The sequence below is a fragment of the Caballeronia sp. INML1 genome, from assembly GCF_023631085.1.
GTDB classification, from domain to species: domain Bacteria; phylum Pseudomonadota; class Gammaproteobacteria; order Burkholderiales; family Burkholderiaceae; genus Caballeronia; species Caballeronia turbans.
Window position 1 is genome coordinate 176,929 of record NZ_JALQDT010000068.1, and the last position, 23,670, is coordinate 200,598.

At 63.3% G+C, this 23,670-nt stretch carries 23 protein-coding genes; 6 read left to right on the forward strand and 17 right to left on the reverse strand.

Going from position 1 to position 23,670, the window contains the following annotated elements:
• Positions 1-39 precede the first annotated feature (39 nt).
• The 9 genes from NCR38_RS28205 to NCR38_RS28245 all read right to left on the reverse strand — a co-directional run bounded on the left by NCR38_RS28205 (position 40) and on the right by NCR38_RS28245 (position 10,127).
• A complete protein-coding gene (locus NCR38_RS28205) occupies positions 40-1,902 on the reverse strand; it encodes an acyl-CoA dehydrogenase (RefSeq protein WP_250477978.1) in 1,863 nt (620 codons plus the stop codon).
• An 86-nt stretch (positions 1,903-1,988) separates the two neighbouring features.
• The gene (locus tag NCR38_RS28210) at positions 1,989-2,429 is read right to left on the reverse strand and encodes a thioesterase family protein (RefSeq protein ID WP_250477979.1); all 441 of its coding nucleotides are present in this window, start codon (positions 2,427-2,429) and stop codon (positions 1,989-1,991) included.
• 168 nt (positions 2,430-2,597) lie between these two features.
• A complete protein-coding gene (locus NCR38_RS28215) occupies positions 2,598-2,810 on the reverse strand; it encodes a hypothetical protein (RefSeq protein ID WP_250477980.1) in 213 nt (70 codons plus the stop codon).
• Between the two features lie 283 nt (positions 2,811-3,093).
• The gene (locus tag NCR38_RS28220) at positions 3,094-4,296 is read right to left on the reverse strand and encodes an acyl-CoA dehydrogenase family protein (protein WP_250477981.1); all 1,203 of its coding nucleotides are present in this window, start codon (positions 4,294-4,296) and stop codon (positions 3,094-3,096) included.
• Between the two features lie 34 nt (positions 4,297-4,330).
• A complete protein-coding gene (locus NCR38_RS28225; RefSeq protein WP_250477982.1) occupies positions 4,331-6,028 on the reverse strand; it encodes an ABC transporter ATP-binding protein in 1,698 nt (565 codons plus the stop codon).
• A 13-nt stretch (positions 6,029-6,041) separates the two neighbouring features.
• The gene (locus NCR38_RS28230; protein WP_061118695.1) at positions 6,042-6,995 is read right to left on the reverse strand and encodes an ABC transporter permease; all 954 of its coding nucleotides are present in this window, start codon (positions 6,993-6,995) and stop codon (positions 6,042-6,044) included.
• 19 nt (positions 6,996-7,014) lie between these two features.
• Positions 7,015-7,995, reverse strand: a complete 981-nt coding sequence (locus NCR38_RS28235; RefSeq protein WP_250477983.1) for an ABC transporter permease — start codon at positions 7,993-7,995, stop codon at positions 7,015-7,017.
• A 12-nt stretch (positions 7,996-8,007) separates the two neighbouring features.
• Positions 8,008-9,606, reverse strand: a complete 1,599-nt coding sequence (locus NCR38_RS28240) for an ABC transporter substrate-binding protein (RefSeq protein WP_061118697.1) — start codon at positions 9,604-9,606, stop codon at positions 8,008-8,010.
• Positions 9,607-9,782: 176 nt separating this feature from the next.
• A complete protein-coding gene (locus NCR38_RS28245; RefSeq protein WP_250477984.1) occupies positions 9,783-10,127 on the reverse strand; it encodes a response regulator in 345 nt (114 codons plus the stop codon).
• Here NCR38_RS28245 and NCR38_RS34370 point away from each other — a divergent pair.
• The 4 genes from NCR38_RS34370 (at position 10,126) to NCR38_RS28270 (ending at position 15,359) form a co-directional block, all read left to right on the forward strand.
• Positions 10,126-11,463, forward strand: coding sequence for a transglutaminase family protein (locus NCR38_RS34370; RefSeq protein WP_311765935.1), 1,338 nt, complete (start codon positions 10,126-10,128; stop codon positions 11,461-11,463). The genes NCR38_RS28245 and NCR38_RS34370 overlap by 2 nt on opposite strands.
• Before the next feature lie 42 nt (positions 11,464-11,505).
• A complete protein-coding gene (locus NCR38_RS28255) occupies positions 11,506-12,564 on the forward strand; it encodes a putative zinc-binding metallopeptidase (RefSeq protein ID WP_250477985.1) in 1,059 nt (352 codons plus the stop codon).
• 1,072 nt (positions 12,565-13,636) lie between these two features.
• A complete protein-coding gene (locus NCR38_RS28265; RefSeq protein ID WP_250477986.1) occupies positions 13,637-14,002 on the forward strand; it encodes a BON domain-containing protein in 366 nt (121 codons plus the stop codon).
• Positions 14,003-14,222: 220 nt separating this feature from the next.
• Complete coding sequence (locus NCR38_RS28270) at positions 14,223-15,359, forward strand: branched-chain amino acid ABC transporter substrate-binding protein (RefSeq protein ID WP_250477987.1); 1,137 nt, start codon at positions 14,223-14,225, stop codon at positions 15,357-15,359.
• Positions 15,360-15,466: 107 nt separating this feature from the next.
• On the opposite strand, the gene bluB is transcribed toward NCR38_RS28270, so the two are convergent.
• Positions 15,467-16,117 (reverse strand): 5,6-dimethylbenzimidazole synthase, encoded by a 651-nt coding sequence (gene bluB, locus NCR38_RS28275; RefSeq protein WP_250477988.1) that lies wholly within the window; start codon positions 16,115-16,117, stop codon positions 15,467-15,469.
• Between the two features lie 212 nt (positions 16,118-16,329).
• Here bluB and NCR38_RS28280 point away from each other — a divergent pair, with 212 nt between their 5' ends.
• Positions 16,330-16,785: a ribonuclease gene (locus NCR38_RS28280; protein ID WP_250478015.1), complete on the forward strand. Its 456-nt coding sequence runs from the start codon at positions 16,330-16,332 to the stop codon at positions 16,783-16,785.
• A gap of 110 nt (positions 16,786-16,895) precedes the next feature.
• Here the strand turns inward: NCR38_RS28280 and NCR38_RS28285 are convergent, their stop codons facing one another.
• A complete protein-coding gene (locus NCR38_RS28285; RefSeq protein ID WP_250477989.1) occupies positions 16,896-18,143 on the reverse strand; it encodes an NAD(P)/FAD-dependent oxidoreductase in 1,248 nt (415 codons plus the stop codon).
• Positions 18,144-18,268: 125 nt separating this feature from the next.
• On the opposite strand from NCR38_RS28285, the gene NCR38_RS28290 reads away from it, so the two are divergent.
• Positions 18,269-19,009 (forward strand): class I SAM-dependent methyltransferase, encoded by a 741-nt coding sequence (locus NCR38_RS28290; protein ID WP_250477990.1) that lies wholly within the window; start codon positions 18,269-18,271, stop codon positions 19,007-19,009.
• Positions 19,010-19,060: 51 nt separating this feature from the next.
• Here the strand turns inward: NCR38_RS28290 and NCR38_RS28295 are convergent, their stop codons facing one another.
• Genes NCR38_RS28295 through NCR38_RS28320 form a run of 6 tightly spaced genes read right to left on the reverse strand, consistent with a single transcriptional unit; the run spans position 19,061 to position 23,668 of the window.
• Positions 19,061-19,495 carry a hypothetical protein gene (locus NCR38_RS28295; protein ID WP_061118706.1) on the reverse strand — a complete coding sequence of 145 codons (435 nt, stop codon included), beginning with the start codon at positions 19,493-19,495 and terminating at the stop codon, positions 19,061-19,063.
• A 25-nt stretch (positions 19,496-19,520) separates the two neighbouring features.
• Positions 19,521-19,946, reverse strand: a complete 426-nt coding sequence (locus tag NCR38_RS28300; RefSeq protein WP_250477991.1) for a hypothetical protein — start codon at positions 19,944-19,946, stop codon at positions 19,521-19,523.
• A gap of 59 nt (positions 19,947-20,005) precedes the next feature.
• Positions 20,006-21,241, reverse strand: a complete 1,236-nt coding sequence (locus tag NCR38_RS28305; RefSeq protein WP_250477992.1) for a beta-ketoacyl synthase — start codon at positions 21,239-21,241, stop codon at positions 20,006-20,008.
• On the reverse strand, positions 21,238-22,464 hold the full coding sequence (locus tag NCR38_RS28310) for a beta-ketoacyl-ACP synthase (RefSeq protein WP_250477993.1): 1,227 nt from the start codon (positions 22,462-22,464) through the stop codon (positions 21,238-21,240). Before NCR38_RS28310 ends, NCR38_RS28305 begins: the two co-directional genes overlap by 4 nt.
• The gene (locus NCR38_RS28315; RefSeq protein ID WP_250477994.1) at positions 22,464-23,189 is read right to left on the reverse strand and encodes a 3-ketoacyl-ACP reductase FabG2; all 726 of its coding nucleotides are present in this window, start codon (positions 23,187-23,189) and stop codon (positions 22,464-22,466) included. The genes NCR38_RS28310 and NCR38_RS28315 overlap by 1 nt, the downstream gene beginning before the upstream one ends.
• A complete protein-coding gene (locus tag NCR38_RS28320) occupies positions 23,186-23,668 on the reverse strand; it encodes a hotdog family protein (protein ID WP_250477995.1) in 483 nt (160 codons plus the stop codon). The genes NCR38_RS28315 and NCR38_RS28320 overlap by 4 nt, the downstream gene beginning before the upstream one ends.
• Between the last annotated feature and the right edge of the window lie 2 nt (positions 23,669-23,670).

A 23,670-nucleotide genomic window follows, 5' to 3' on the forward strand; every position in this document is an offset into this window, starting at 1 on the left:
CATCGTCGAATGCAGCGGCGAATCAGGCTCTCGCGCGCTTCAGAACCACGCGTCCTGCATGTCGAACGCCGTGCGATCCAGCGACGCGAGCAGCGTCAACTGCGGACCGACGCGCGGCAATTCCCATCGATAGAAATACGCTGTTGCGGCGAGCTTGCCGCGATAGAACGCGCGGTCGTACTCGTCGCCGGTGCTGACGAGCGCGGCCTGCGCCGCGAGCGCCTGCTCGAGCCATATCCACGCCATCACGACGTGACCGAACGCCTCCAGATAAACCGAAGCGTTCGCGAGCGTCAACGCGGGATCGCCGGCGGCCCATAGTGTGTCGCTGACGTGCAGGAGGCGCGTCACGGTCTCATCGAGCGTCGCGCCGTATTCGACGAGCGCCGTATCGGCGGCCGCCGTCGCGCGCGCGGCGCTGGCCCGCATCCGCTCGACCAGCACGCGTAACGCCTTGCCGTCCTTCATCGTGACCTTGCGGCCGAGCAGGTCCAGCGCCTGAATGCCGTGCGTCCCCTCGTGGATCGGATTGAGGCGGTTGTCGCGATAAAACTGCTCGACGTTATATTCGCGCGTGTAGCCATAGCCGCCGTGCACCTGAATCGCGAGGTTATTGGCTTCGAGACACCATTGCGACGGCCAGCTTTTGGCGATCGGAGTCAGGATGTCGAGCAACAGCGAATATTTCTCCGTTGCCCGAGCGGCGTCCGCGGCCTCGGCGGCACGCGCTTCATCGACGAGCTTCGCGCAATATAAGTTCAGCGCGAGTCCGCCCTCCGCGTAGCTCTTCTGCGCCAGCAGCATGCGGCGGATGTCCGCGTGCTCCACGAGCCTCACCTGCGGGCTCGCCGGGTCCTTGCCGCCCGCTCCCGTGACCCGTCCCTGCGGACGGTTGCGCGCGTAGTCGAGCGCATGCAGATAGCCGGTGTAACCGAGCGCCGCCGCCCCGAGCCCGACCCCGATGCGCGCCTCGTTCATCATGTGGAACATATAGGTGAGTCCCTGGCCGGCCTCGCCCACGCGATAGCCGATCGCACCCGCCCGGCCTTCCGGCCGATGCTTCACGCCCTCGCCGAAATTCAGCAGGCAGTTGGTCGCGCCTCGATAGCCCATCTTGTGGTTCAGACCCGCGAGGACCACGTCGTTGTGCTCGCCGCGCGAGCCGTCCTCGCCGACCAGATACTTCGGCACGATGAAGAGCGAAATGCCCTTCACGCCCGGCAGCAGCTTGCCGTCGGGGCCGGGGATCTTCGCGAGCACGAGATGCACGATATTCTCCGACAGATCATGCTCCCCGCCGGAGATCCACATCTTGTTGCCACGCAGACGGTATTGCGCGCCGAGCGGCGAGTCGCTCTCGTACTCGGCTCGCGTCGCGATGTCCGAAAGCGACGAACCCGCCTGCGGTTCGGACAGGCACATCGTGCCGAAGAAGCGACCCTCCATTTCCGGCCGCACGAACGTGTCGATCTGCTGACGTGTGCCGTGGGCCAGCAGCAGATTAGCGTTGCCGATGGTGAGAAACGGATACGTCGTCGTGCCGATATTCGCTGCGTTGAACCAGGCAAAGGCCGCTTTTTCGAGCACCATCGGCAGTTGCATGCCGCCCAGCTCGTAGTCCTGGCCCGCAGCCATCAGGCCGGCTTCGCAAAAGGCGGTGAGCGCGCGCCTGACTTCGGGAATGATGTGCACGGTTTCGCCGTCGAAACGCGGCTCCTGCTCGTCGTTCTTCTTGTTATGCGTGGCGAAGAGATCGGTGGCGATCTTCTCGCAGGTGTCCAGTGCGGCGTCGAAGGTTTCGCGGGAATGGTCCGCATAACGCGCGGCGACCGTCAGCTTCTCGACATCGAGCCATTCGTACAGCAGGAAGTCCAGGTCGCGGCGCGAGAGGATCAATGACATTGCAGTCTCCTTTTCAACGAGTTTTCGTCGGCACCGCCTCGGGGCTCGGCATGGCGCCGAAGTCGTTCATCGACGGAAACGCGCGTTCATCGCGCCACTTCGACAGTCTGAAGCGCCCGGCGCAGTTCGGGCGACAGCGGCATCGGCCTGCGTGTCACCCGATCGACGTACACGTGTACGAAGTGGCCCTGCGCCGAGGCTATCTGGCCGTCGTTGGCAAATAGCCCGACTTCGTACTGCACGCTCGACGTGCCGAGCCGAGCCACACGCAACCCGGCATGCACGAGGTCGGGGAAAGCGATGGACGAGAAGTAATTGCAGGTCGTTTCCACGACGAGACCGACCGCGGGACTTGCGGCAAAGTCCAACATTTTCTGTTCCAGCAGCCAGGCGTTGACGACGGTATCGAACCAACTGTAATAGACGACGTTGTTGACGTGGGCGTAGACGTCGTTGTCCATCCATCGCGTGGTGATTTCGCGGAAGTAGCGGTAGGCGCTACGGCCTTGCGGTTGCGGCTTGCTCATCGCTTCAGGCCTCCGCTGCCGTGCGACGCACGCGGATACCGGCCGGCCTTGGTCTGAGCCGATCGACCGCGCCTCATGATGTGAATCACGTGATTCTCCTTTGGATCTGAGATGCAACACGGCACAAGGTGCGCCGTGGCATCGGCGCTTGCCTTTCAACGCATTCTTTCAACGCATTGCGTCGCGTGCCGCCTTGGGGCGCAACATGTCGTCGAAATCGTCCATCGACGGAAAGCGCAGCGGTTCCAGTTCATCGAGTCGCCGCAGCCGCTGTCGATATTGCTCGAGCATCGCCGTACGCTGTTCGGCTTGATGTAGGGCACATGCCAAGCGACGAAAGGCGGCAGCACGGTCATGCTGCAAGACGACTGCCTGCGACATCGAATGGATATGCCTCAGGAGTCTAGGATCGACGATGGCCGCGCGCCCCTTCCTTTTCGGACGGGGACGCGCGGCACTTGTCCGTGAAATGCACCGCTGCGAGCGACTGCTTGACCTCATCGCGCTCGTTTTTGTGACGAGAAATTGTGCGACTTGAAACGGGATCGAGGCTCGAGTCCGGCCCGCGCGGTAGCGCGCTCATGCCCGGACTTTGCAGCGTCATGGCGCCGGCTATCGCGCAGCGGGCTATCGCATCAGCGTCATCGACGCAACGCGTCACGCATCAGAACACGCGCCCTTCGGTCAGATGCGTCGTCACGCCGTTCAGCGCGTAATCGCCTATCACGCGCGCCTTGTGCAGCAGCGGGTTGTGACTGAAGATCGTGCGCAGGTTGCGCCAGTGGCGGTCGAAGTTGTGCGCCCGCGATGTCGCCGATGCGCCGCCCGCCTCGAACATGCGCTCCGCCGCACTCAATGCGAGCTTGCTGACGACGATCTGCGTCCTGGCGGTCGCGAGCGCGCCTTCGAGCACGAGCGCGTCGGCGTTCGCATCGCCGTTGCGGATCGCTTGCGACGATCGTTCGAGCACGCGCGCGTTGTCGCGCACGAGCGCGTCGATCGCGTGGCTGTTCGCCGTGAGTTCGCCGACGACCTGCTGAATGAACGCATCCTCGCGCGCCGACGGCGCCGCGCTGTGCAGCACCGGACGCCCGTGCTTCAGCACATAGCGCTGCGCATCCGCGACGACATTGCGCACGATGCCCGCCGCCACCGCCACCAGATGCAACTGGCGCAATGCGCCGCCGTGGCGCCCCGCGAGCGTCGTCTGCACGCGCGGCGTGACTTCGTCGGCGTGCACGATGAGATCGTCGAACTCGAGGCTGCCGCTCGCGGTCATGCGCTGCCCCATGCCATCCCAGTCGTCGAGCACGCTCAGACCCTCGCGTCGAACCGGCACGACCGCAATCGCCGCTTCGCCGTGTTCGTCCTGCACGTTCAGGCGCGCGTAGTCGGAAAACGCCGTGCCCGTTGCGTAATACTTGCGCCCGGTAAGACGAAAGTGATCGCCTTCGCGCCGCAGTTGCGTCGTGATTTCACCGGGACGCGAGGTGCCCGCTTCCGTCGATGCGCCGCCGAAAATCGCGCCTTCCGCCACGCGCCTGATCTGCAATTCGTTGAACGGCGTGCGCGGCGAGAGCAGCAACGCTTCGGTCTGGTCGTAGTGGATGCGCAGTGCGTGCGCGACGTTGCTTTCGTGCGCGGCGAGCGTCGCGATCACCTCGAAAACGTCTTCGAGCGAGCCGCCGAGCCCGCCCCACTCCAGCGGGAAACGCAGCTTGCCCAAGCCCGATCGACGAAAGAGCGCGAACGCCTCGAAGGGCAGTTCACGACGCGTCTCGCGCGCGGCGGCGTCTTCGCCGATGGCCTTTGCCAGCTCGGGCAATGCGGCGAGCGCGGCTTCGAGGTTCTGATTTCTGTTCGACATGTGACGTGAATTTCCTGTTGTCCTGATGCGGGTTCTACGCGGCCTGCGCATCGAAGCGCTTCCCGGGGATCGCATCGAGCAGCGTGCGCGTGTAGGCATGCTGCGGCGCGCGCCATATTTCGCGATGATCTCCGCTCTCGACGATGCGCCCGCCGTGCATCACATGCACGCGATCGGCGATATAGCGCACCACCGAAAGATCGTGCGATATGAAGAGATAGGCGAGCCCGAGATCGCGCTTGAGCTCGACGAGCAGATTGAGTATTTGCGCCTGAATCGACACGTCGAGGGCGGACACGGGCTCGTCGCAAATCAGCAGCGACGGTTCGAGCACGAGCGCACGCGCAATGCCGATGCGTTGCCGCTGTCCGCCCGAAAACTCGTGCGGAAAGCGCTTGAGCGCAATGCTCGGCAGGCCGACGCGATCGAGCATCGTCGCGGCGCGCGTGCGTCTTCGATGCGCGTCGCCGATACCGTTCACGGCCATCACCGTCTCCAGAATCTCACCGACGGTGCGTCGCGGGTTCAGCGATGCATACGGGTCCTGAAACACCATCTGCACCTGACGGCGCAGCGGCCGCAATGCGCGCTCCGACAGCGGCACGAGATCGGCACCGCGCAAGCGTATCGCGCCATGCGTTGCAGGCACGAGTCGCAGGATCGCTTTCGACAGCGTCGATTTTCCGCAGCCGGACTCACCGACGAGCCCGACGGTCTCGCCTCGCGCGATATCGAACGACACCCCATCCACCGCACGCAATGCGCCCTTGCCGTGCCGATGCGCGTACTCCACCGTCAGATCCTGCAGCGAAAGCAACGGCGCGCTTTCATCGTGCGCGACGCCGTCCGCGCGCGCGGCGCTCACAGGCGCGAGCGGCGTGACATTGAACGCGGGCGCGCCGTCGTCGCTGCGCACGTGCCGGATCTCCGGCAGCTTCCAGTCGCGGTAATGCAGATCCGTCGATACATTGAGCGATGCGCCCAGCAGACCGCGCGTGTAAGCGTGCGACGGCCGCTCGAAAAGCTGCGCGACGGGCGCTTCCTCGACTTTCTCGCCCGCGAGCATTACCGCAACGCGGTCCGCGTGCTCGGCCACGACACCGAGATCGTGCGTGATGAGCAGCAGCGACATCGACAGTTCGCGCCGCAACTCGGCGAGCAAGTCGAGAATGCGCGCCTGAATCGTGACATCGAGCGCGGTGGTCGGCTCATCGGCGATCAAAAGACGCGGACGACAGGCCACGGCCATCGCGATCATCACGCGCTGCCGCTGACCGCCTGACAGCTCATGCGGATAGTCGGCCACGCGCCGGTGCGGCTCCGGGATATGCACGCGATCGAGCAGTTCGATCGCGCGCCGCGCCGCCGCTTCCTTCGACAGCGATTCATGCCGTCGCAAGGTCTCGACGATTTGCGCGCCGATGGACAGCACCGGGTTCAGCGACGTCATCGGCTCCTGAAAGATCATCGAAATCTGACTGCCGCGCACATCGCGCATCTCACGCGGCGTCAGGGCGAGCACGTCGCGTCCGTCGAAACGCACGCTGCCCGTCACGCGGCCGGGCTCGGGCACGAGCCGCATCAGCGAGAGCGCAGTCGCGGACTTGCCGCAGCCCGATTCGCCGACGAGCGCAAGCGTCTCCCCTTCGGCCAGGTCGAGGTCGATGCCGCGCACGGCGCGATGCGCGCCGAAACTCACACGCAAATCGCGCACTTCAAGAAGATTCGCCATGTATCGGCCTCGGTCAGGAACGTTCGCGCATGCGCGGATTGAGTGCGTCGTTGAGGCCGTCGCCGAGCAGATTGAGCGCGAGCACCGCGAGCACGATCGCCGCGCCCGGGAGCGCCGTCAGATACCACGCGGTACGCAACGAATCGCGCCCCGCGCCGATCATGCCGCCCCACGTGACGACGTTAGGGTCGCCCATGCCGAGAAACGACAGCGACGATTCGATCAGAATCGCGCTCGCGACCATCACCGATGCGGTGACGATCACCGGCGGCAGCGCGTTCGGCAGGATCTCGCCGAAGATGAGGCGCGCGTCGGAAAAGCCCTGACTGCGCGCGGCGAGCACGAAGTCCGCCTGGCGCAGCGTGCGGAATTCGGCGCGCACGATACGCGCGACCGTCGGCCATGAAGCAACGCCGATGGCGAGCGCGATCACCGTCACGCTCGGCCGTCCGATGGCGACGATCACGATCACGAGCAGAAACGACGGCACGGTCTGAAACAGCTCCGTGATGCGCACGAGGAGATCGTCGATCACGCCGCCGAAGAAGCCTGCGATCGCGCCGACGAGCGTGCCGATGACGAGCCCGATCGCCGCCGCCGATGCCCCGATCAGCAGCGATACGCGCGTGCCGTGCGCGATGCCCGCGGCGACGTCGCGGCCGAGCGAATCGGTGCCGAGCCGGTAGAGCGGATCGCTGCCGGGCCATTCGAAAGGCGCCGCGACCATGTCGAGCGGATCGCCGGGAAAGAGATGGGGCGCGGCGAGCGCGAGCGCAATGAACGCCGTCAGCAGGACGATGCCCGCGAGCGCCGAAGGATTGCCGAGCAGCGCACGCCAGACGCCCCGCGAGGCGTGCGCGGACGGCACGCCCCGAGCGCTTCGCGCGCCGAAGAGCGCGCCCGCGAGTTGTCGCCGCCATGCCGAGCCATGAGCGGATGAAGCAAGTTCGGTGGAATCGGAAGCCATGCGTATTCGAGTTGACGAGTCAGGCGATGCGCGGATCGAGCCACGCCTGCAACAGATCGACTGCCACGTTGGCGACGATCACGAGCAGCGACGAGAGCAGCAGCACGCCGAGCAGCACGCTGAAATCGCGGGCCATGACGGCATCCAGTGCGAGACGCCCGAGGCCCGGCCAGCTGAAGACGGTCTCGGTGACAGCCGCGCCGCCGAGCAGCGTGCCGAAATGAATGCCGATCATGGTCGTGAGCGGCATCAGCGCGTTGCGCAGCACGTGGCGCACCGTGACGCGCAATGGATGCAGTCCTTTCGCATGGGCGGTGCGCACGAAATCCTGGCGCTGGACTTCGAGCATCGCGGCGCGTGTGAGACGCGCGTAGATGGCGACGAAGAACGTCGCGAGCGTCACGGCGGGCAGCAGCACATGCCTCGCCACATCGGCGAACCGGGCGAAACCGTGCAGTTGCGCGCCGATGGTGGCATCGCCGCCGCTCGGCAGCCAGCCGAGATGCACCGAAAACAGCACGATGGCGAGCAGCCCGATCCAGAAGCCCGGCGTCGAATAGAGCAGCAGCGCGAGCACGGACAACACGCGATCCGGCCACTTGCCCGCCCAATGCGCCATGACCGCGCCCAGCACGACACCCGCGACGAGCGCAAGCCCGAGCGCCGTGCCCATCAGCAGCAAGGTGTTCGGCAGGCGCGAAAGGATCAGTTGCAGCACGGGCGCGTCGTAGCGCGGCGAATAGCCGAGACTGCCGTGCGCGAGATGCGAAAGATACGCGCCGAGCTGATGCAGCACCGGCTGATCGAGGCCGAACTTCGCGCGCAATGCCTGGAGCGTTTCGGCGGTGGCGGAACCCGCTTCGCCGGCAAGCACGTCGGCGGCGTCGCCGGGCATCAGCTTCAGAAGGAAGAAGTTCAGGATCACGATGGCGAGCACCGTCGGCAGAGCCTGCCATGCGGTGCGTCGCGCGATTGCGGCGAAGCGCGTGCGTCGGTTCATCGCTCGCAATCCTCAGGCGCTCAGATAGACATCGGCGAGATTGCCTTCGAGCCCCTGCGCCGACACCGTGTGATTGCGCACCCGCCGGTTCGCGACCGTGACCATGCGCGGCGCCACGAGATTGAGAATCGGCAGATCGCGATAGACGATCTGCTGAAACTGCTGGTACAGCGCCACGCGCTTTGTCTCGTCGGTTTCGATCGACGCCGATTCGAGCAGCGCATCCACTTGCGCGTTGCTGTAATGCGGCGCGTTCGAGAACGGCACGCCGGGCCGAATATTCTTCGACCAGTAGAGGCGCTGCACGCCGACACTCGGATCGAACAACGTATTCACTCCGATGCTCGTGAAATCGAACTGCCGGTCCGCATACACGCGTTTGAGGAACGAGGGCAAATCCTGCGAGCGCACGGTCACGTCGATGCCCACGCGCGCGAGCGCCGATTTCACGTAATCGGCCTGACGGCGGTACATATCGCCGTAGGGCAGAAAATCGTGCGTCAACTGAAAGCGCGGGCCGCCGTTCTTGCGGGGATAACCTGCGGCGTCGAGCAGCTTTTCCGCGTTCGCGGTATCGAACGGATAAGGCGCGAGCTTTGCATCGTGGTAGGGCGATGCGGGCGTGATCGGCGTCGGCGAGATATCCGCATAGCCGTAGGCGATCGTCTTCTGCACGACTTGCGGATTGATCGCATGCGCGATCGCCTGGCGCACGCGGACATCTTTCAGGATCGGATGATCGAGATTGAAGTCGATCTCCGAAAGCGGCTCCAGGAAGCGATAACCGCGCGTTTCCACGGCGAGTTGCGGCAATTGCGTAAGACGCGGCAAATCCGAGAGCGGCACGGGATTTTCGCCGCCGAGGTCGAGCGCGCCGGTTTCGAACGCGGCGGACCGCGCGGCGGCATCGGGAATCACCTTGAACACGAGCGAATCGATGTAGGGCTTGCCCGCGTCCCAGTAATCCGGATTGCGCTCGTAGACGATGCTCGCGCCGCGCGCCCATGACTTGAAGCGGAACGGCCCGGTGCCGATGGGCGCATTGTTGTGCGGGTTGGTGAGCGGATCACCGTTCGCATACAGATGTTTCGGCACGATCGGCGATTCGCCGGCGGACAGCGCCTTCAGCAGATACGGCGCGGGCTTCGACAATTCGATGATCGCGGTGCGCGCATCGGGCGTCGATACGCGCGTCACGTTGGCGAAGGTGCTGCGTCCGCGCGGATGAATCGATTTCAACAGTTCGATGGAGAACGCGACATCCGCCGACGTGAACGGCTCACCATCGTGCCACTTCACGTTCTGACGCAGCGTGAACGTGTATTTCAGGCCGTCCGGGCTCGCGTTCCATGCGGTCGCGAGTTGCGGCTTCGGTTTGAGATCGAAGTCATAGGCGAGGAGGCCTTCGAGCACCTTGGAACTTGCGACGAGCGCGGGTCCTGTCGTCTGAAAGATGGAGACGAGCACGGGCGGCTCGGGGTTGATCAGCATGTTGAGCGTGCCGCCGCGTTTAGGCGTTGCGTCTTGCGCGTATGCGAGCGGAGACAGGCCGGCGGACGCGAGCGCCACGCCCGATGAAACCAGAAAATCGCGTCGGTTGAAGCCTGCCATGTCTTGCCGTTCCTATTTGTTCGTTGTTCGACGACGGCCTGTGATGCGCCGCAGCGAGCACGATAAAACGGCGGCGCGCGCGCGTGAACGAACGGTTACGCATAAGAAAAGCATGACGCTTCGAAAAGCATGTGACGCTGTAAGCGATAACGAATCGCAACGATAAGAACGGCGCCTCAGCAGCCCTGGATGATGCGGGTCAGGCCGACGTCGGTTACTGGCTTGGTGACGTAACCGTCGAATTCCGCGATTTCGTCTTCTTCGAGATCGACTCTACCCGTTACCGCGACGATGCAGGCGTGCGTCGAGCTTCCTGCCGAGCGGATGTATTTACACAGGGTGAGACCGTCGATATCGGGCAGGCCGATGTCCATGAAAATGGCGTCGTATCGGGTTTCGGCGGCGAGGCGCAGCGCGACGCCGCCGTCATGAGCGAGGTGCGATTGATGACCGAGAGAAACGGCAAGCGCTGCAAACGCCTCGGCCGAGCCGACGTCATCCTCGACGAATAGAAATAGCATGTCGTCCTCGAAAAATGATCGTAGCTTGTCTGTAAAGGGCGTTGCGCCTGAATCGTCATCGCTGATGGTTCGCGTGATGTCGACGCCGGCGCGTCAGGCCGGTGCAGAGCCGCTGAATGTTGACAACTTCCGAGCATGGGCCGTGCCCGCGTCATCTTTGGCTCGCTCGGCTGACGGCGGCGGCAGAGGATGTTCATTGGTCTGCGGGTCCTTTCGTCCGCTGGCGCGATGCTGCCAAGCGTTTACCGCTTATTTTCGCGGCTTGCAGCGTGTGAATCTCGCTTTGTGCGAGTCCGCGTGCTTATCCATCAATTTTGGGTACGACGGTTGCGTTCTATATAGCGAGCGCCGCGTGCTCTCCGCGTTGGGCGGGCTCATGCACGCAATCGGTGAAAACGGGTCAATTTCGCAATCGCTCCATGCCACCCGATGGCAGGCGTGCTCCGACCCGCCGTATCAGAACGCCTTGTCGATCCCGACGCACTCGCGGGATCTCTTTTTATCCGGTAGCAGGAGCGTCGGTTCCATGAAACTTCGTGTTGGCTTCCAGTTGACCTATGCCTGCACACAGGCGACGCCTGCTGTGCTGATGATGAACACGCACCCATCGATGGCGCAAAACGTGTTGGAGGCCGATCGCATTTCATTCGATCCGCCATTGTCTTTCACGCACTACTACGATGCATTCGATAACCTTTGCACACGCATCGTCACGCCCTCGCAGGGTCCGCTCATCGTGGCAACCGAAGGGGTGCTCGACGTGCCGGATACGCAGGAGACTTATCCCGCGGACGGCAGTCAGCATCCGGTGGAGTCTTTGCCGGTCGATTGCCTTCAGTTTCTTCTCGGCAGTCGCTACTGCGAAACGGATCTGCTCTCGGACACGGCCTGGAGGCTGTTTAGCGGCGTTCCCGCCGGTCGCGCCCGGGTGCTCGCCATCTGCGATTACGTGCATGGTCATATCAAGTTCGACTATCGCTTCGCCCGACCCACCAGAACGGCATTCGAAGCCCACAGCGAAGGAATCGGCGTTTGCCGGGACTACGCGCATCTGGCTATCGCGCTGTGCCGCGCCATGAATATTCCCGCCCGGTATTGCACGGGCTACATCAGCGATGTCAATCTCCCGCCGCCCTACGCGGATCAGGATTTCTGCGCATGGTTCGACGCCTACCTCGGCGGCACGTGGCAAACCTTCGATCCGCGCAACAACGCACCGCGCACGGGCCGGGTGCTCATGGCGCGTGGCCGTGACGCGGCCGACGTGCCGATCAGCATGACTTTCGGAGACGCCGATCTGATCAAGTTCAAGGTCATTTGTGAGCCGCATGAATAATCCCCGGGCTTGTCGCGCCGCTTCAATCTTTCCAGGCCCACAATGAAGACCTTCCACTGCACCGCTTGCGGCCATCTGATCTTCTTCGAAAACGTTCAATGCGAACGCTGCGGCATGTTGCTCGGTTTTATCCCTGAATCAGGTGAGATGAGCGCGTTCGTCAAGGAAAGCGCGGGTCGTTGGAGGGCACAGCTCACGGGCGACGGTGCGCTTTACAGGCCGTGTCATAACTACGCCGTCGAGAAGGTATGCAACTGGATGATCCCGGTTGAATCCGACAATCGGTTCTGTCAGTCGTGCCGCCTCACCTCCGTCATTCCGAATCTCAGAGCGCGTCGACGTAAAGGTTATTGGTCGAGATTGGAAGCCGCGAAGCGCCGCTTGCTCTACACGCTGGCCGTCCTGGGACTGCGGATCGAGACGCGCGAACAAAATCCCGAAACGGGTCTGCAATTCGAGTTTCGCGAGAGTCTTCGTGATTCAAAGGTCACGACGGGCCACGACAACGGTCTTATCACCATGAACATCGCCGAGGCCGACGATCTTCGACGGGAGCGAGTGCGCATTGCGTTAGGGGAACCGTATCGGACTTTGCTCGGGCACTTCAGGCACGAGATAGGACACTACTATTTCGACCGGCTGGTGGCGGGCACGAAGCATTTGCGAACGTTCAGGGCGCTGTTCGGCGATGAGCGCATCGACTATCGCGATGCGCTGAAAACGCACTATCGGAACGGCGCACCGGCGGATTGGGGAAAGGCGCACGTCAGCGCTTATGCCACCATGCATCCCTGGGAGGATTGGGCCGAGACATGGGCACATTATCTACATATGGTGGACACGGTCGGCACGGCTCGGGCATGCGGAATCAGTATCGATCCCGAGAATTTAAGCGAGCCCGACGCAGTGGATCGAGCGAAGTCCTCTTCGCCGTCCTTCGATGAGCTCATCAAACAGTGGTGTCCCCTCACCTATGCGATGAACAGCCTGAATCGAAGCCTGGGCATGCCCGACCCTTATCCGTTCACGCTCGCACCGGTAGCCGTTCAGAAACTCGAATTTGTACATCGCGTAATCGATGCACAAAGGACGGCTGTATAAGCGGATAGTTTGGAGAGGCGAAACCGGCGGACAGCGCCGGCATCGAACCAGCAGCCGGATGCGTGCCCGCGGTCGCCCGAGTCCTGTCGACGGAGCCCTTTAAAGCAGCGAGACTGAACGGCTACTTCTTCTTTTGAGCACTCGTCAAACCCGTGGTCCTGGGAACGGGGACCTTGAAGGGATCGGCGACTGGAGAAGAGATTTTCTTCGGTTGCTTGGGCTTTTTCGCCTCGCGATTACCACGTAATTGACCCTTTGCCATTTTTCCACCCCTGTTCGGCGACCATGAACAGGTCGCTCTATCGGCCATTTTGGACCTGTTCGCGGTTGCTGTCGCGATCTATTTCGAGAGTTGGCCGCATACCGTGCAAACGCGGCCTTTACATGAACGATCCGACGATTGTCCTTGCTTTGTCGGTTCATTCGGCGCACCCTTGCGCGGCCGGCCGCATCGCTGCGAGTGAATGAAGTTTCGTGGGCGGTCGACATCATGTCCAGGAAATCCGCGTAGGACGCTGCGCGCGAAAGGGCGCCTGACGCCCCTTTTTCTTTTTCGTCGTGCATCGAAGCCTCTGTGTCAACGACCTCCTTCTTATGGGCATCAATATGCAAAAGCAACCCTCGGTCTACCCCGCTACGCAGTTCAGAAAGCCGGAAGTTTCGATAACCCAGAAAGCGCGAGCCGAGTCCTTGCGGCAAGCGGATTTGGATCGCGCCGAAAAGCGGCTTCGGGACGATGCGCGCATCGATGTCAACGCTGCGAAATGGCGTTACGTCTGTACGGGCAGTTAGGCGAGAAAAGAATAGAAGTTGGCTCTGCCGATACCGAGCCGATTCATCGTACCAATCGGTTGCTCTTTCGGTCGTCGACGTCAACATTGATGCGCCGCAAATTGGCCGCAACAAGCAGTATTCAGCCACGCGCGATATCAGAACGCTCACCTGACAATACCGCGCAGATCGGCGTATCTTTACTTCCCAGCGCACTTCCCGGGCTTGCCGCCGTCCGCGTGCGAGGGCAATGTCCATCGTCCAGTGCGTTTGAACAACCTCGTCAAAAGGGAGATTCACAATGAATGCACGAAAACCACTCGCCGTGGCGGCCAGCATCCTCGTGATCGCCGCATCGTTCAACTTGGGAATCGTGAGCGCCTACGCCCAGAGCAGCGGCGCCGCATCGGCGGCACCGGCCGCGCCGAGCGCGAAATCGACCAAAGCGGCCAACAGGCAGCTCGCCAAGGATGTGCGCAAGAGCCTCACCAAGGTAAAGGGTTTGAGTACATCGAACATATCGGTTCGTGCGAACGGCGGCGCTGTGACGCTCGCGGGCACCGTCCCCGATGCCGCGCAAATCGACCAGGCAACCGAAGCGGCCAAGGCGACGGCCGGGGTGACGTCCGTCAGGAACGCGCTGACGATCCGCGAAATCGGGCAATAAGTCAGGCCTGCTTCGCCACGTGGATCGGCAACGAGAATTCATGCCGGTCCACGGCGGATAACGATGCGGCATGTCTCTGCGGAGCTTGATGTCGCTGGGCGTATCAATGCCTTCCGAAACATGTCTTGAACCGGGAACATTGGCGATATAGTGACTCGCAAAGCGGCAGACTCGCTGTACTGGCTCGACCGCGTGACATTCCTCCAACGAGTGCCCTGTCATGAAAACGATCCTTTCCCTTCTCGCGGCGACCGCGCTCTGCATCGCCCCGCTCGTAGCCAGTGCGCAGCAAAACGTTCGTATAGGTGTTTCCGCGCCGCTCACGGGCATGGGCGCGGCCAATGGCAAGGACATCGAAAACGGCGTGCGTCTGGCTGTGGAAGAGGCGAACGCTCAACACATGAACATCGGCGGACAGCCGGTTCAGTTCGAGCTTGCTTCCGTCGATGATCAGGGCGATCCGCGCATCGGCGTTCAGGTGGCGCAGAAGCTCGTCGACGACGGCGTCGTGGCCGTGGTCGGCTACTACAACTCAGGCGTGGCACTTCCTTCCTCGCCGATATTCGCGCGCGCGGGCATTCCGCTGATCGATCCGGCGGCAACGAATCCGGCCATCACGCGGCAGGGGTTGAACAATGTGTTTCGCATCATCGCGACCGACACGCAGAACTCCGGCAACGCCGGCACGTATGCCGTCAACGTGACGAAAGCCAAGCGCATCGCCGTGATGGACGACCGGACCGCCTTCGGACAAGGCGCGGTCGAGGAATTCAAGAAGGCCGTGAAAGCGGCCGGCGGCCAGATCGTATCGGAGGAATACACCAACGACAAAGCCGTCGAATTCAACGCGCAACTCACGAACATCAAAGCGGCCAACGCCGATCTTCTGTATTTCGGCGGGCTCGACGCGCAGGCGGGCCTGATCGTCAAGCGCATGAAGCAGCTCGGCATACGCGCACAGTTTGTCGGAAGCGGCGGGATCGCCGATAGCGTCTTCATCAGTTCCGCGGGAAGCGCGGCGGAAGGCGCAATGGCCTGGGAATACGGCCGGCCCGTCGATTCCTTACCCGAAGGCCGCGCGTTCGCGGAGAAATTCAAGAAACGCTTCGGCGCGGAAACGCTGACCTATGCGCCATTCGCCTATGACTGCGCGTGGCTTGCCATTACCGCGATGAAACAGGCGAATTCCGTGAAGCCTGCCGTGTTCATGCAGACTCTCCGTACGATTCAATACAACGGTATCACCGGACATATTTCATTCGATAAATACGGAGATCTGAATAACCCGACATCGACGCTTTATCAGGTGAAGTCGATGAAATGGCAACCGGTGACGACCATCGGCGCGGAGAAGTAAAGAAGGTCGCCGCATGTAGCAGTTTTATCGACCTTCGACGACCGGTATGCACAGCTTTATCCACAGAATCTGTGGATAAAGTGGTTGTCATTAGACGGCCGCGCTGCCTAATCCTTCGCTGACGGCCATTCGTTCTCGAAGACGCATTCTTCGATGGAACGGCGCTTCGCCCAATGCTCGGTCTCGAGCATCGGTGCATCGTAGAAGTGTTCGACATGTCCCACGCAGAGAATCGCGATGGGTCTCGCGCCCACGGGCATACTCAACAACGCGGCGACTTCCTGGGGATCGAACAGGGAAACCCAGCCCATTCCGAGTCCTTCCGCGCGTGCGGCGAGCCACATGTTCTGGATCGCGCAGGCTACCGAAGCGAGGTCCATTTCGGGAAGTGTGCGCCGTCCGAATACATGGTTCTCGCGGCCGTCCATCAGGGCCATGACGAGCACCTCGGCACAGTCACGCAGGCCCTCCACCTTGAGTCGCATGAACGAATCGCGCCGCTCGCCGAGGGCATCGGCTGTGAGCAGGCGTTCTCGTTCGACAGCGTCCCGCAACTGCGCACGACGGTGCGCACACGTGATGCGCACGATGCGCCAAGGCTGCATGAAGCCGACACTCGGCGCATGCAGCGCCGCGTCGATGAGCCGCTGCATGACGGGCGGCGCGATGGGGTCGCTCACGAAGTGACGCATGTCGCGACGCTCGTGAATGGCGCGGTAGACCGCTTCGCGATCCGCCTCGCTGAATGCTTTTTCCATGGATTTCGGCGAAGGTTCAACTCGTGGACAAGCATGATACTGCGGGGGCTTTGGAACTCGCCCGAGAAGCCTTCCCACGCGGTGTGGCACTCAACCTGCTTGTCCTACAAAAGCCGCCAAATCGCAGCCGAACATTGATTCGCCCCGCTATTAGCGATACCTTTACATCCATCCTGGTCGTCGAATCCCGTCAACGCGTGGAGAACCGTTTCGTGAAGAATGCGTGGGTTTTCTGCTGCATCGTTGCCTCGAGCGCGATTGTCGGCGGATGCGGCAAAGGGGGATCGCAAAACGCTACGGAGGCATCGGGCGCATCCGCGAGCCAGGCGCCGGTCCAGCCGGCGCAGGGCGCGAGCGATATACCCTCCGCATCCGGTGCGCTGGGCGCTATCGCCAAGGCGCAGCTACCCGGCGAAGCAGCGGAGACACTGCGGCTGATCAAGGCGGGCGGCCCGTATCCTTTTAGCGAGGACGGCGTCGTGTTCCGCAACAGTGCGCTCTTGCTGCCGAAGCATCCGCGCGGCTACTACCACGCATACACGGTCCGCACGCCCGGCTCGACCGATCGCGGACAGCGCCGGATCGTATGCGGCGGACCGCGCGGGCAAACCGGCGAGTGCTATTACACCGACGATTACTACGTCAGCTTCAAGCGCATTGGGGAATGAGGACTAGCGGGCGCGGCAAACCGCGGACCGTGCCAACACACTTCCGCGGCGCGCCGCCGATCGAGAACCCTCGTTCGTCCGCCGAAGCCGATCATCGCTCCACAGGCCCGTCACTCGCGTCGCGTGCATACCTCATGCAAGGTGTTCAACCGCCGCACCGGCTCGACGACATAAGGATTCGTCTCATCCCACGCGTAGCCGGCCAGCACCGCGCTGATCATTCGGCGTATCGCCGGCGTCTGCTCGCGCGCAAAGATGATGTCCTGCAGCTTCCCTGTGTACCAGTTCTCGACGAAGGCGCGAAACGTGTCGATGCCCTTGCGCAGCGGCCAGTCGTATTGCGCCTGCCAATCGACGACCTCGCCGTTCAACTGACGCTTCAGCGTCTCGGCGGCGAGATGCGCCGATCGCAACGCGATCGTCACGCCCGACGAAAACACGGGGTCCAGAAACTCGCCCGCATTGCCGAGCAGCGCGTAGCCGGGACCATGCAGCCGCTCTACGTTCGCCGAATATCCGCCGATATGACGCACGGGCATTAGAAAAGGCGCATCGCCGATCAGACGATTCAGCGTCGGTTCGCTGCGGATCAACGCACGGAGCTTCGCCTCGCGCTGCGCTTCGGGCACGTCGAGAAACGCCGCTTCCGCCACGCATCCGACGGAGGAACGTCCGTTCGCCAGCGGAATCATCCAGTACCACACGTCACGATGCTCGGGATGCACGGCGACGGTGATCTTGCTGCGATCGTGCGCATCGACAGGAATGCCGTCACGCACGTGCGTGAAGATCGCGGCGCGCGTCGGCATGCGCGTGGGCGCTTCGAGGTTCAAGAGACGCGGCAGCACGCGGCCGAAACCGCTCGCATCGAGCACGAAGCGCGCGTGCACCTGGTATCGAGTGCCCGCCTCGTCGGCAACTTCGAGCACGGGCGCGTTCCCGGTTTTCATCTCGAGCACCGTATGGCCGAAACGCACTTCGGCGCCCTGCTTCGCCGCGCGACGGATCAGCAGATCGTCGAACACCGCGCGCTCGACCTGGAATGTCGTGCCCCAGCCGTCTGAATGCTTGTCGCGGAAATCATAAGCCGACGCCTGATTGCGATGGACGAAGTGCGCCCCGTTCTTGTACTGAAAGCCGGCTTCCACGATGTCCTGCAACATGCCGGCCTCTTCGAGATACGCCATGCTTTGCGGCAAGAGACTCTCGCCGATCGAAAAGCGCGGAAAGTGCTGCCGTTCGAGCACGAGCACCGAACGCCCCGCTTTTCGCAGCAACGCCGCGGCGACCGCGCCCGAAGGGCCGGCTCCGATGATGGCGACATCGACGGAGGCATTCATTGAACATTCCTTATTCATTGCTATTCCCTTGAAGCGGACTTCGAACCGTAGGGCAAATACGACGTTTGCGCGACGAATCAGCGATTACAATCGAGCCGCCTCGTATCAAAGATTCAACTTCTACTTCATTACCGGATTCAATTGTGCAGAACACCGAATCATCCAGCGTGCCGTTCGTTTCTGAAACGGCGTTCGGCGTCTGGTTCCTGCGCACGCATACGTGGGAACATCATGTGCTGCGCGTCGCCATCAACGACCTCAAAGGCCTGATCGACGGCCCGCTGCCCGTTCGTCCCACGATCGTCGATGTCGGCTGCGGCCAGGGCATTTCATTTCGCCTGCTTGCAAAAGCGTTCACACCGCGACGGATCGTCGGCATCGATTTCCACGAGCCATCGCTCGCGCTCGCCGCGAAAGCCGCGCAAGCCTGCGAAGACAATGCCGACACCGCCGCCACACGCATCGAAGTGCTGCATGGCGACTGCGCGAATCTGCCGCTAGGCGATGCCAGCACGGATATCGTCTTCTGCCATCAAACGTTTCATCATCTCGTCGAGCAGGAACGCGCGCTCGCCGAGTTCCGCCGCGTGCTCAAGCCCGGCGGCGTACTACTGTTCGCCGAATCCACGGACGCGTACATCAAGTCCTGGGTCATCCGGCTGCTATTCCGTCATCCGATGCACGTGCAAAAGAGCGCGGACGGCTATCTCGACATGATCCGCAACGGCGGCTTCAGCTTCGATTCCCGCAACGTGTCGCTGCCCTACTTGTGGTGGAGCCGCGCGAAGGACTTCGGACTGCTGGAGCGCATCGGCCTCTATACGCCGAAGCCCGGCAAGCGGCGCGAGACGCTTGTCAATGTCGCGGCCGTCAAGAGCGGCTGAGTGCGAAGCGCGGCGCGCCATTCGACGTGCGCGCCGCAGCCCGGTCCCGCGTTACTTCTTCAGCGTCACTACTTCGCCCTTCAGCGCGACGCCTGCGACAATCGCACCCGCGCCGCAAGTGAACTCCGTCGCGCTTTCGCGCTCGACGTTGCGGTAGTTGCTCCTGATGTTGATGACCGCATTGCCGCCTTCCTTGCGCACGCGGTCCTGCAACTCCAGCACCGCCGACAGAAACACGTGCTGGCACGCCGTCTCATCGCTCTTGCCGAACGCGTTGGTCTTCTTGTTCGTTGCGAATTCACCGAACGATTTCGCGACGCCGGGATGCGGCTGTCCCGCGAAATACAGCGGTATGTCCTGATCGACCTTGCCGCCTTCGCTCTTCAGTGCGGAGTCGACGGAATAGTTCGCGACCGAATCGCGCGCGAACGCGTGCGACGACAGCAAGCACGCGAATACCGTCGCGCAGATCATCTGACGCTTCATGATGTTGATCCTCCTGGTTATGTACTTATTGGGCGTCGAGCTGCACGACATCGCCGCGCACGGCGAGCGTCGAGCCGTTGTTGCTCGCCCCGCACGTGAACTCCTTCGATGACGACGTTTCCGTGTGCTGGAAGCGCGTCGTCACGTTGACGACTGCGTTCGCCTGGTGCGCGCCCGCATAGTCGCGCAACTGCTGAAGCGCCTTGCCGAGCGCCATGTTGCACGTCGCTTCCTGACCGCTCATCTCGCGCGGCAGACGCACGCGCACTTCCTTGGTTTCGATCAGCTTCTTCACGTTCGCATGGGACTCGTCGCTGAAATACAGCGCCACGCCCTGCTTGTTTTGCGCGAGCACGTCGGCAGGCATCGGCAGCGAGCGGATCTGCGTCGTGCATCCGGCTTGCGATATCACGATGCCGGCCATCACGCCGAGGACGATTCTGGTTCTCATTCTTGGGTCACTCTTGGTTGCTTTTGAATCACGCCCGTCATTGCACCGACGGGCACCGGTCAAACATTCCTGAAGACCACGGCCGCGCAGCTTCCGCCAAAGCCGAAGGACACCGACATCGCGCGGTCGATGCGCGCCTCGCGCGTGGTCTGAACGAGCGGCATATCGCGCACGAGCGGGTCGGGCGACTCGACTATCCCCGTTCCCGCGATGAAACCATCGCGCATCATCAGCAGCGTGTAGATCGCTTCGTGCGCGCCGCACGCGCCGAGCGGATGCCCCGTCATCGCCTTGGTCGACGAGAACGGCGGCACCTGCGCGCCGAACACGTCGCGCAACGCGCGCAGTTCTTCGGCATCGCCGAGCGGCGTGGACGGTGCCTGCGTATTGATGTACTCGGGCCATTCGTCGATGTCGCCCGCTTCACCGAGCGCCATGCGCAATGCCCGCGCGATGCCGCCGCTGTGCGGCGACACCATGCCCGCACAGTCGGTGGCCTCGCCGAAGCCCGCCAGTTCCGCGTAGATGCGCGCGCCGCGCGCCCGCGCATGATCGAGCGATTCGAGCACCAGCACGCCCGCGCCGGAGCCCATCACGAAGCCATCGCGCGCCGCGTCGTAAGGACGCGAGGCGCGCGCCGGGGTGTCATTGAAGCCGCGCGAGAGCGCATGCATCGCATCGAACATCAGCGTCATGTTGTCGTGCAGCGCCTCGCTGCCGCCCGCGAGCACCACGTGCTGCCTTCCGGTCTGGATGAGCTGCATCGCCTGCCCGATCGCCAGAGCGGACGTCGTGCACGCCGACGAAGGCGAATACGCGACGCCCTCGATGCCGAAGGTCTGCACGACGTTCGCCGACGCGGTGCTGCTCATCGCGCGCGGCACCGTGTACGGCGGCGTTCTGTCCATGCCGTGCGCCCGCACCGCGGCGATCGCCGCGTCATATTCCGCCATCGCGCCGACGCCCGAGCCGATAACCGCGCCCGTCTTCGGCGAGCGCAGCGTGGCGTCGTCGAGCCGCGCATCGTCGATGGCCTTCTTCGTCGCGTGACACGCGAAGCGCGCCGTGTCGCCCATGAAGCGCTCCAGCTTGCGGTCGAACGGCGGCTCGTGAGCGACCGACGCCACCGCCGCGACCTGCGAATGAAAGCCGCGCTCGCGCCACGCGTCGATGCGCGTCACGCCGCTTTTACCTTCGCGCAATGCCTGGCTCACCGCATCGAGCGAATTGCCGAGACACGAGACGATGCCCATGCCCGTCACGACGACGCGCCGCATGACCCGCGTCCCGCTCATCGACCGCGCCGGAAAATCAACGACGTATTGATGCCGCCGAACGCGAAGTTGTTGCTCATCACGTATTCCGCGTCGATCGCCCGTGCTTCGCCCCTGATGTAATCGAGCGGCGCGCACGCGGGATCTATCTCGGTGAGATTGAGCGTCGGCGCGTACCAGTTGCGCTTCATCATCTCGATGGTCCACCACGCCTCGATTGCACCGCACGCGCCGAGGGTGTGCCCGACATAGCTCTTGAGCGAACTGATCGGCATGCGCTCGCCGAAAATCTGTGCGGTCGCCTGGCTTTCCGCGACATCGCCGCGATCAGTCGATGTGCCGTGCGCGTTCACGTAGGCGATCGCCTGCGCGTCGAGCCGCGCGTCTTCCAGTGCGAGTCGCATCGCGTGCGCCATCGTGCTCGCGGTCGGCTGCGTGATGTGCGCGCCGTCCGAGTTGCAACCGAAGCCGACGATCTCCGCGTGAATCGTCGCGCCGCGCGCCTTCGCGTGTTCGTATTCTTCGAGCACGAGCGTCGCCGCGCCCTCGCCGACCACGAGACCGTCGCGTTTCGCATCGAACGGGCGCGGCGTGAGCTGCGGCTCATCGTTGCGCGTGCTCGTCGCGTAGAGCGTGTCGAACACGGCGACAGCCGGCCCCGAGAGTTCTTCCGCGCCGCCCGCGAGCATCATCGTCTGCTTGCCCGTCGCGATGGTTTCGTACGCAAAGCCGATCGCCTGGCTGCCCGACGCGCACGCCGACGACGCCGGGATGACACGTCCCTTCAGATCCCAGAACAGGCTCACGTTGACGGCGGTCGTGTGCGGCATCATCTGCACGTAGCTGTTCGACGTGACGTCGGTCATCGAGCCGGTGTTGAGCATCGTGCCGAACGCGCGGATCGGCGCGACCGAGCCGGACGACGAACCGTATGCCACGCCCATGCGCCCGTCGCCGATCGACGCGTCGCCGGCAAGGCCCGCGTCCGCGAGCGCGAGTTCGCTCGCGCGCACCGCATACATGGACACGAGACCCATCGAACGCGTCTTCTTGCGCGGCCAGTCGGCGGGCTGCGCGAACGCGGGCAGCGGACACGCGAGACGCGTATGCAGCGCTTCGAAGAAGTCCCATTCGTCGATGCGGCGCACCGCGTTGCGGCCCGCCTTCAGCCCGCACTCGACATCGCTCCAGCAATCGCCCAGCGCGGTGACGCCGCCCATGCCCGTAATGACGACTCGTTTCATCAGATCATCCCGCCGTTCACGCCGATCACCTGGCGCGTCACATACGACGCCGCATCCGACATCAGGAAGCCGACCACGGCCGCCACCTCGCCCGGCTGGCCGACGCGGTTCATCGGCACTGTCTTCAGTACCTGCTCGACCGGCACGTCGTCCAGCATGCCGGTCTCGATCAGCCCCGGCGCCACGCAATTCACCGTGACCTTGCGCGACGCGAGCTCGACGGCGAGCGCCTTGGTCGCGCCGATCAGCCCGGCCTTCGCGGCGCTGTAGTTGACCTGGCCGCGATTGCCGATCACGCCCGACACCGATGCGATCGTCACGATGCGGCCGCCCTGCTTCGCGCGGACCATCGGCATCGTCAGCGGATGGATCACGTTGTAGAACGCGTCGAGACCGGTTTCGATCACGACGTCCCAGTCTTCCCCGGTGAGCGCGGGGAACGCGGCGTCGCGCGTCACGCCCGCGCTGCACACGATGCCGTAGTACGGGCCGTGGGCGGCGACGTCTGCTTCGAGCGCCGCGCGGCAGGCGGCGCGGTCGCGCACGTCGAACTGCATGACGCGCGCCGAGCCGCCCTGCGCGGCGATGCCCGCGGTCACCGCCTCGGCTTCGGCGCGGCCCGTGCGGCAATGCACGGAAACGGCGAACCCGTCCGCGGCCAGTTGATAAGCAACGGCGCGGCCGATACCGCGGCTTGCGCCCGTTATGAGAACTCGACGGCTCATGCGCTCACGCTCCCTTCGATGAACGTCTGAAAATCATGCGGCTGAAATACTTTGATGACGGCATCGGCATAACGCTCGCCGTCATGCTCGATCGTGCATTCATACGCACCGTGGCCTTCCTCGCTGCGCAGCACTTCGCGCACGCGGATCACGAGCTGCGCGCCGCGCGCGAACGCGCTCGCGTGCGCCTGATAGCTGCGCGTACCCAGCAGCAAACCGGGGCGCGCCCGCCCGCCCGCGCGCATCGCGCACAGCGAAACGTGCGCGGCCACGCTCTGCGCCATCAGTTCGATGCCGATCCACGCCGGCATCGCGCCGCGCTCGTCCGCATACCATGCGTCGGGCCGCACGCTCGCGTGCGCCGTCAGCGTCTCGTCGCCGTACGACGTGACGGCCTCTATCAGCAGCATCGTGCCGCGATGAGGAATGATCGATTCGATCGGCGGAAAGGTCGTGTTGTTCGTGTCGCTGATAGTCATAA

Excerpts from the sequence above, each read along its gene's own strand:
- NCR38_RS28225 (WP_250477982.1), bottom strand. The coding sequence starts at position 6,028 with ATGGCGAATCTTCTTGAAGTGCGCGATTTGCGTGTGAGTTTCGGCGCG.
- NCR38_RS28205 (WP_250477978.1), bottom strand. The coding sequence starts at position 1,902 with ATGTCATTGATCCTCTCGCGCCGCGACCTGGACTTCCTGCTGTACGAA.
- NCR38_RS28270 (WP_250477987.1), top strand. The coding sequence starts at position 14,223 with ATGAAAACGATCCTTTCCCTTCTCGCGGCGACCGCGCTCTGCATCGCC.
- NCR38_RS28230 (WP_061118695.1), bottom strand. The coding sequence starts at position 6,995 with ATGGCTTCCGATTCCACCGAACTTGCTTCATCCGCTCATGGCTCGGCA.
- NCR38_RS28295 (WP_061118706.1), bottom strand. The coding sequence starts at position 19,495 with ATGAAGCGTCAGATGATCTGCGCGACGGTATTCGCGTGCTTGCTGTCG.
- NCR38_RS28210 (WP_250477979.1), bottom strand. The coding sequence starts at position 2,429 with ATGAGCAAGCCGCAACCGCAAGGCCGTAGCGCCTACCGCTACTTCCGC.
- NCR38_RS28235 (WP_250477983.1), bottom strand. The coding sequence starts at position 7,995 with ATGAACCGACGCACGCGCTTCGCCGCAATCGCGCGACGCACCGCATGG.
- NCR38_RS28240 (WP_061118697.1), bottom strand. The coding sequence starts at position 9,606 with ATGGCAGGCTTCAACCGACGCGATTTTCTGGTTTCATCGGGCGTGGCG.
- NCR38_RS28255 (WP_250477985.1), top strand. The coding sequence starts at position 11,506 with ATGAAGACCTTCCACTGCACCGCTTGCGGCCATCTGATCTTCTTCGAA.
- NCR38_RS28245 (WP_250477984.1), bottom strand. The coding sequence starts at position 10,127 with ATGCTATTTCTATTCGTCGAGGATGACGTCGGCTCGGCCGAGGCGTTT.
- NCR38_RS34370 (WP_311765935.1), top strand. The coding sequence starts at position 10,126 with ATGTCGTCCTCGAAAAATGATCGTAGCTTGTCTGTAAAGGGCGTTGCG.
- NCR38_RS28310 (WP_250477993.1), bottom strand. The coding sequence starts at position 22,464 with ATGAAACGAGTCGTCATTACGGGCATGGGCGGCGTCACCGCGCTGGGC.
- bluB (WP_250477988.1), bottom strand. The coding sequence starts at position 16,117 with ATGGAAAAAGCATTCAGCGAGGCGGATCGCGAAGCGGTCTACCGCGCC.
- NCR38_RS28220 (WP_250477981.1), bottom strand. The coding sequence starts at position 4,296 with ATGTCGAACAGAAATCAGAACCTCGAAGCCGCGCTCGCCGCATTGCCC.
- NCR38_RS28320 (WP_250477995.1), bottom strand. The coding sequence starts at position 23,668 with ATGACTATCAGCGACACGAACAACACGACCTTTCCGCCGATCGAATCG.
- NCR38_RS28265 (WP_250477986.1), top strand. The coding sequence starts at position 13,637 with ATGAATGCACGAAAACCACTCGCCGTGGCGGCCAGCATCCTCGTGATC.
- NCR38_RS28315 (WP_250477994.1), bottom strand. The coding sequence starts at position 23,189 with ATGAGCCGTCGAGTTCTCATAACGGGCGCAAGCCGCGGTATCGGCCGC.
- NCR38_RS28215 (WP_250477980.1), bottom strand. The coding sequence starts at position 2,810 with ATGTCGCAGGCAGTCGTCTTGCAGCATGACCGTGCTGCCGCCTTTCGT.
- NCR38_RS28305 (WP_250477992.1), bottom strand. The coding sequence starts at position 21,241 with ATGAGCGGGACGCGGGTCATGCGGCGCGTCGTCGTGACGGGCATGGGC.
- NCR38_RS28285 (WP_250477989.1), bottom strand. The coding sequence starts at position 18,143 with ATGAATAAGGAATGTTCAATGAATGCCTCCGTCGATGTCGCCATCATC.
- NCR38_RS28300 (WP_250477991.1), bottom strand. The coding sequence starts at position 19,946 with ATGAGAACCAGAATCGTCCTCGGCGTGATGGCCGGCATCGTGATATCG.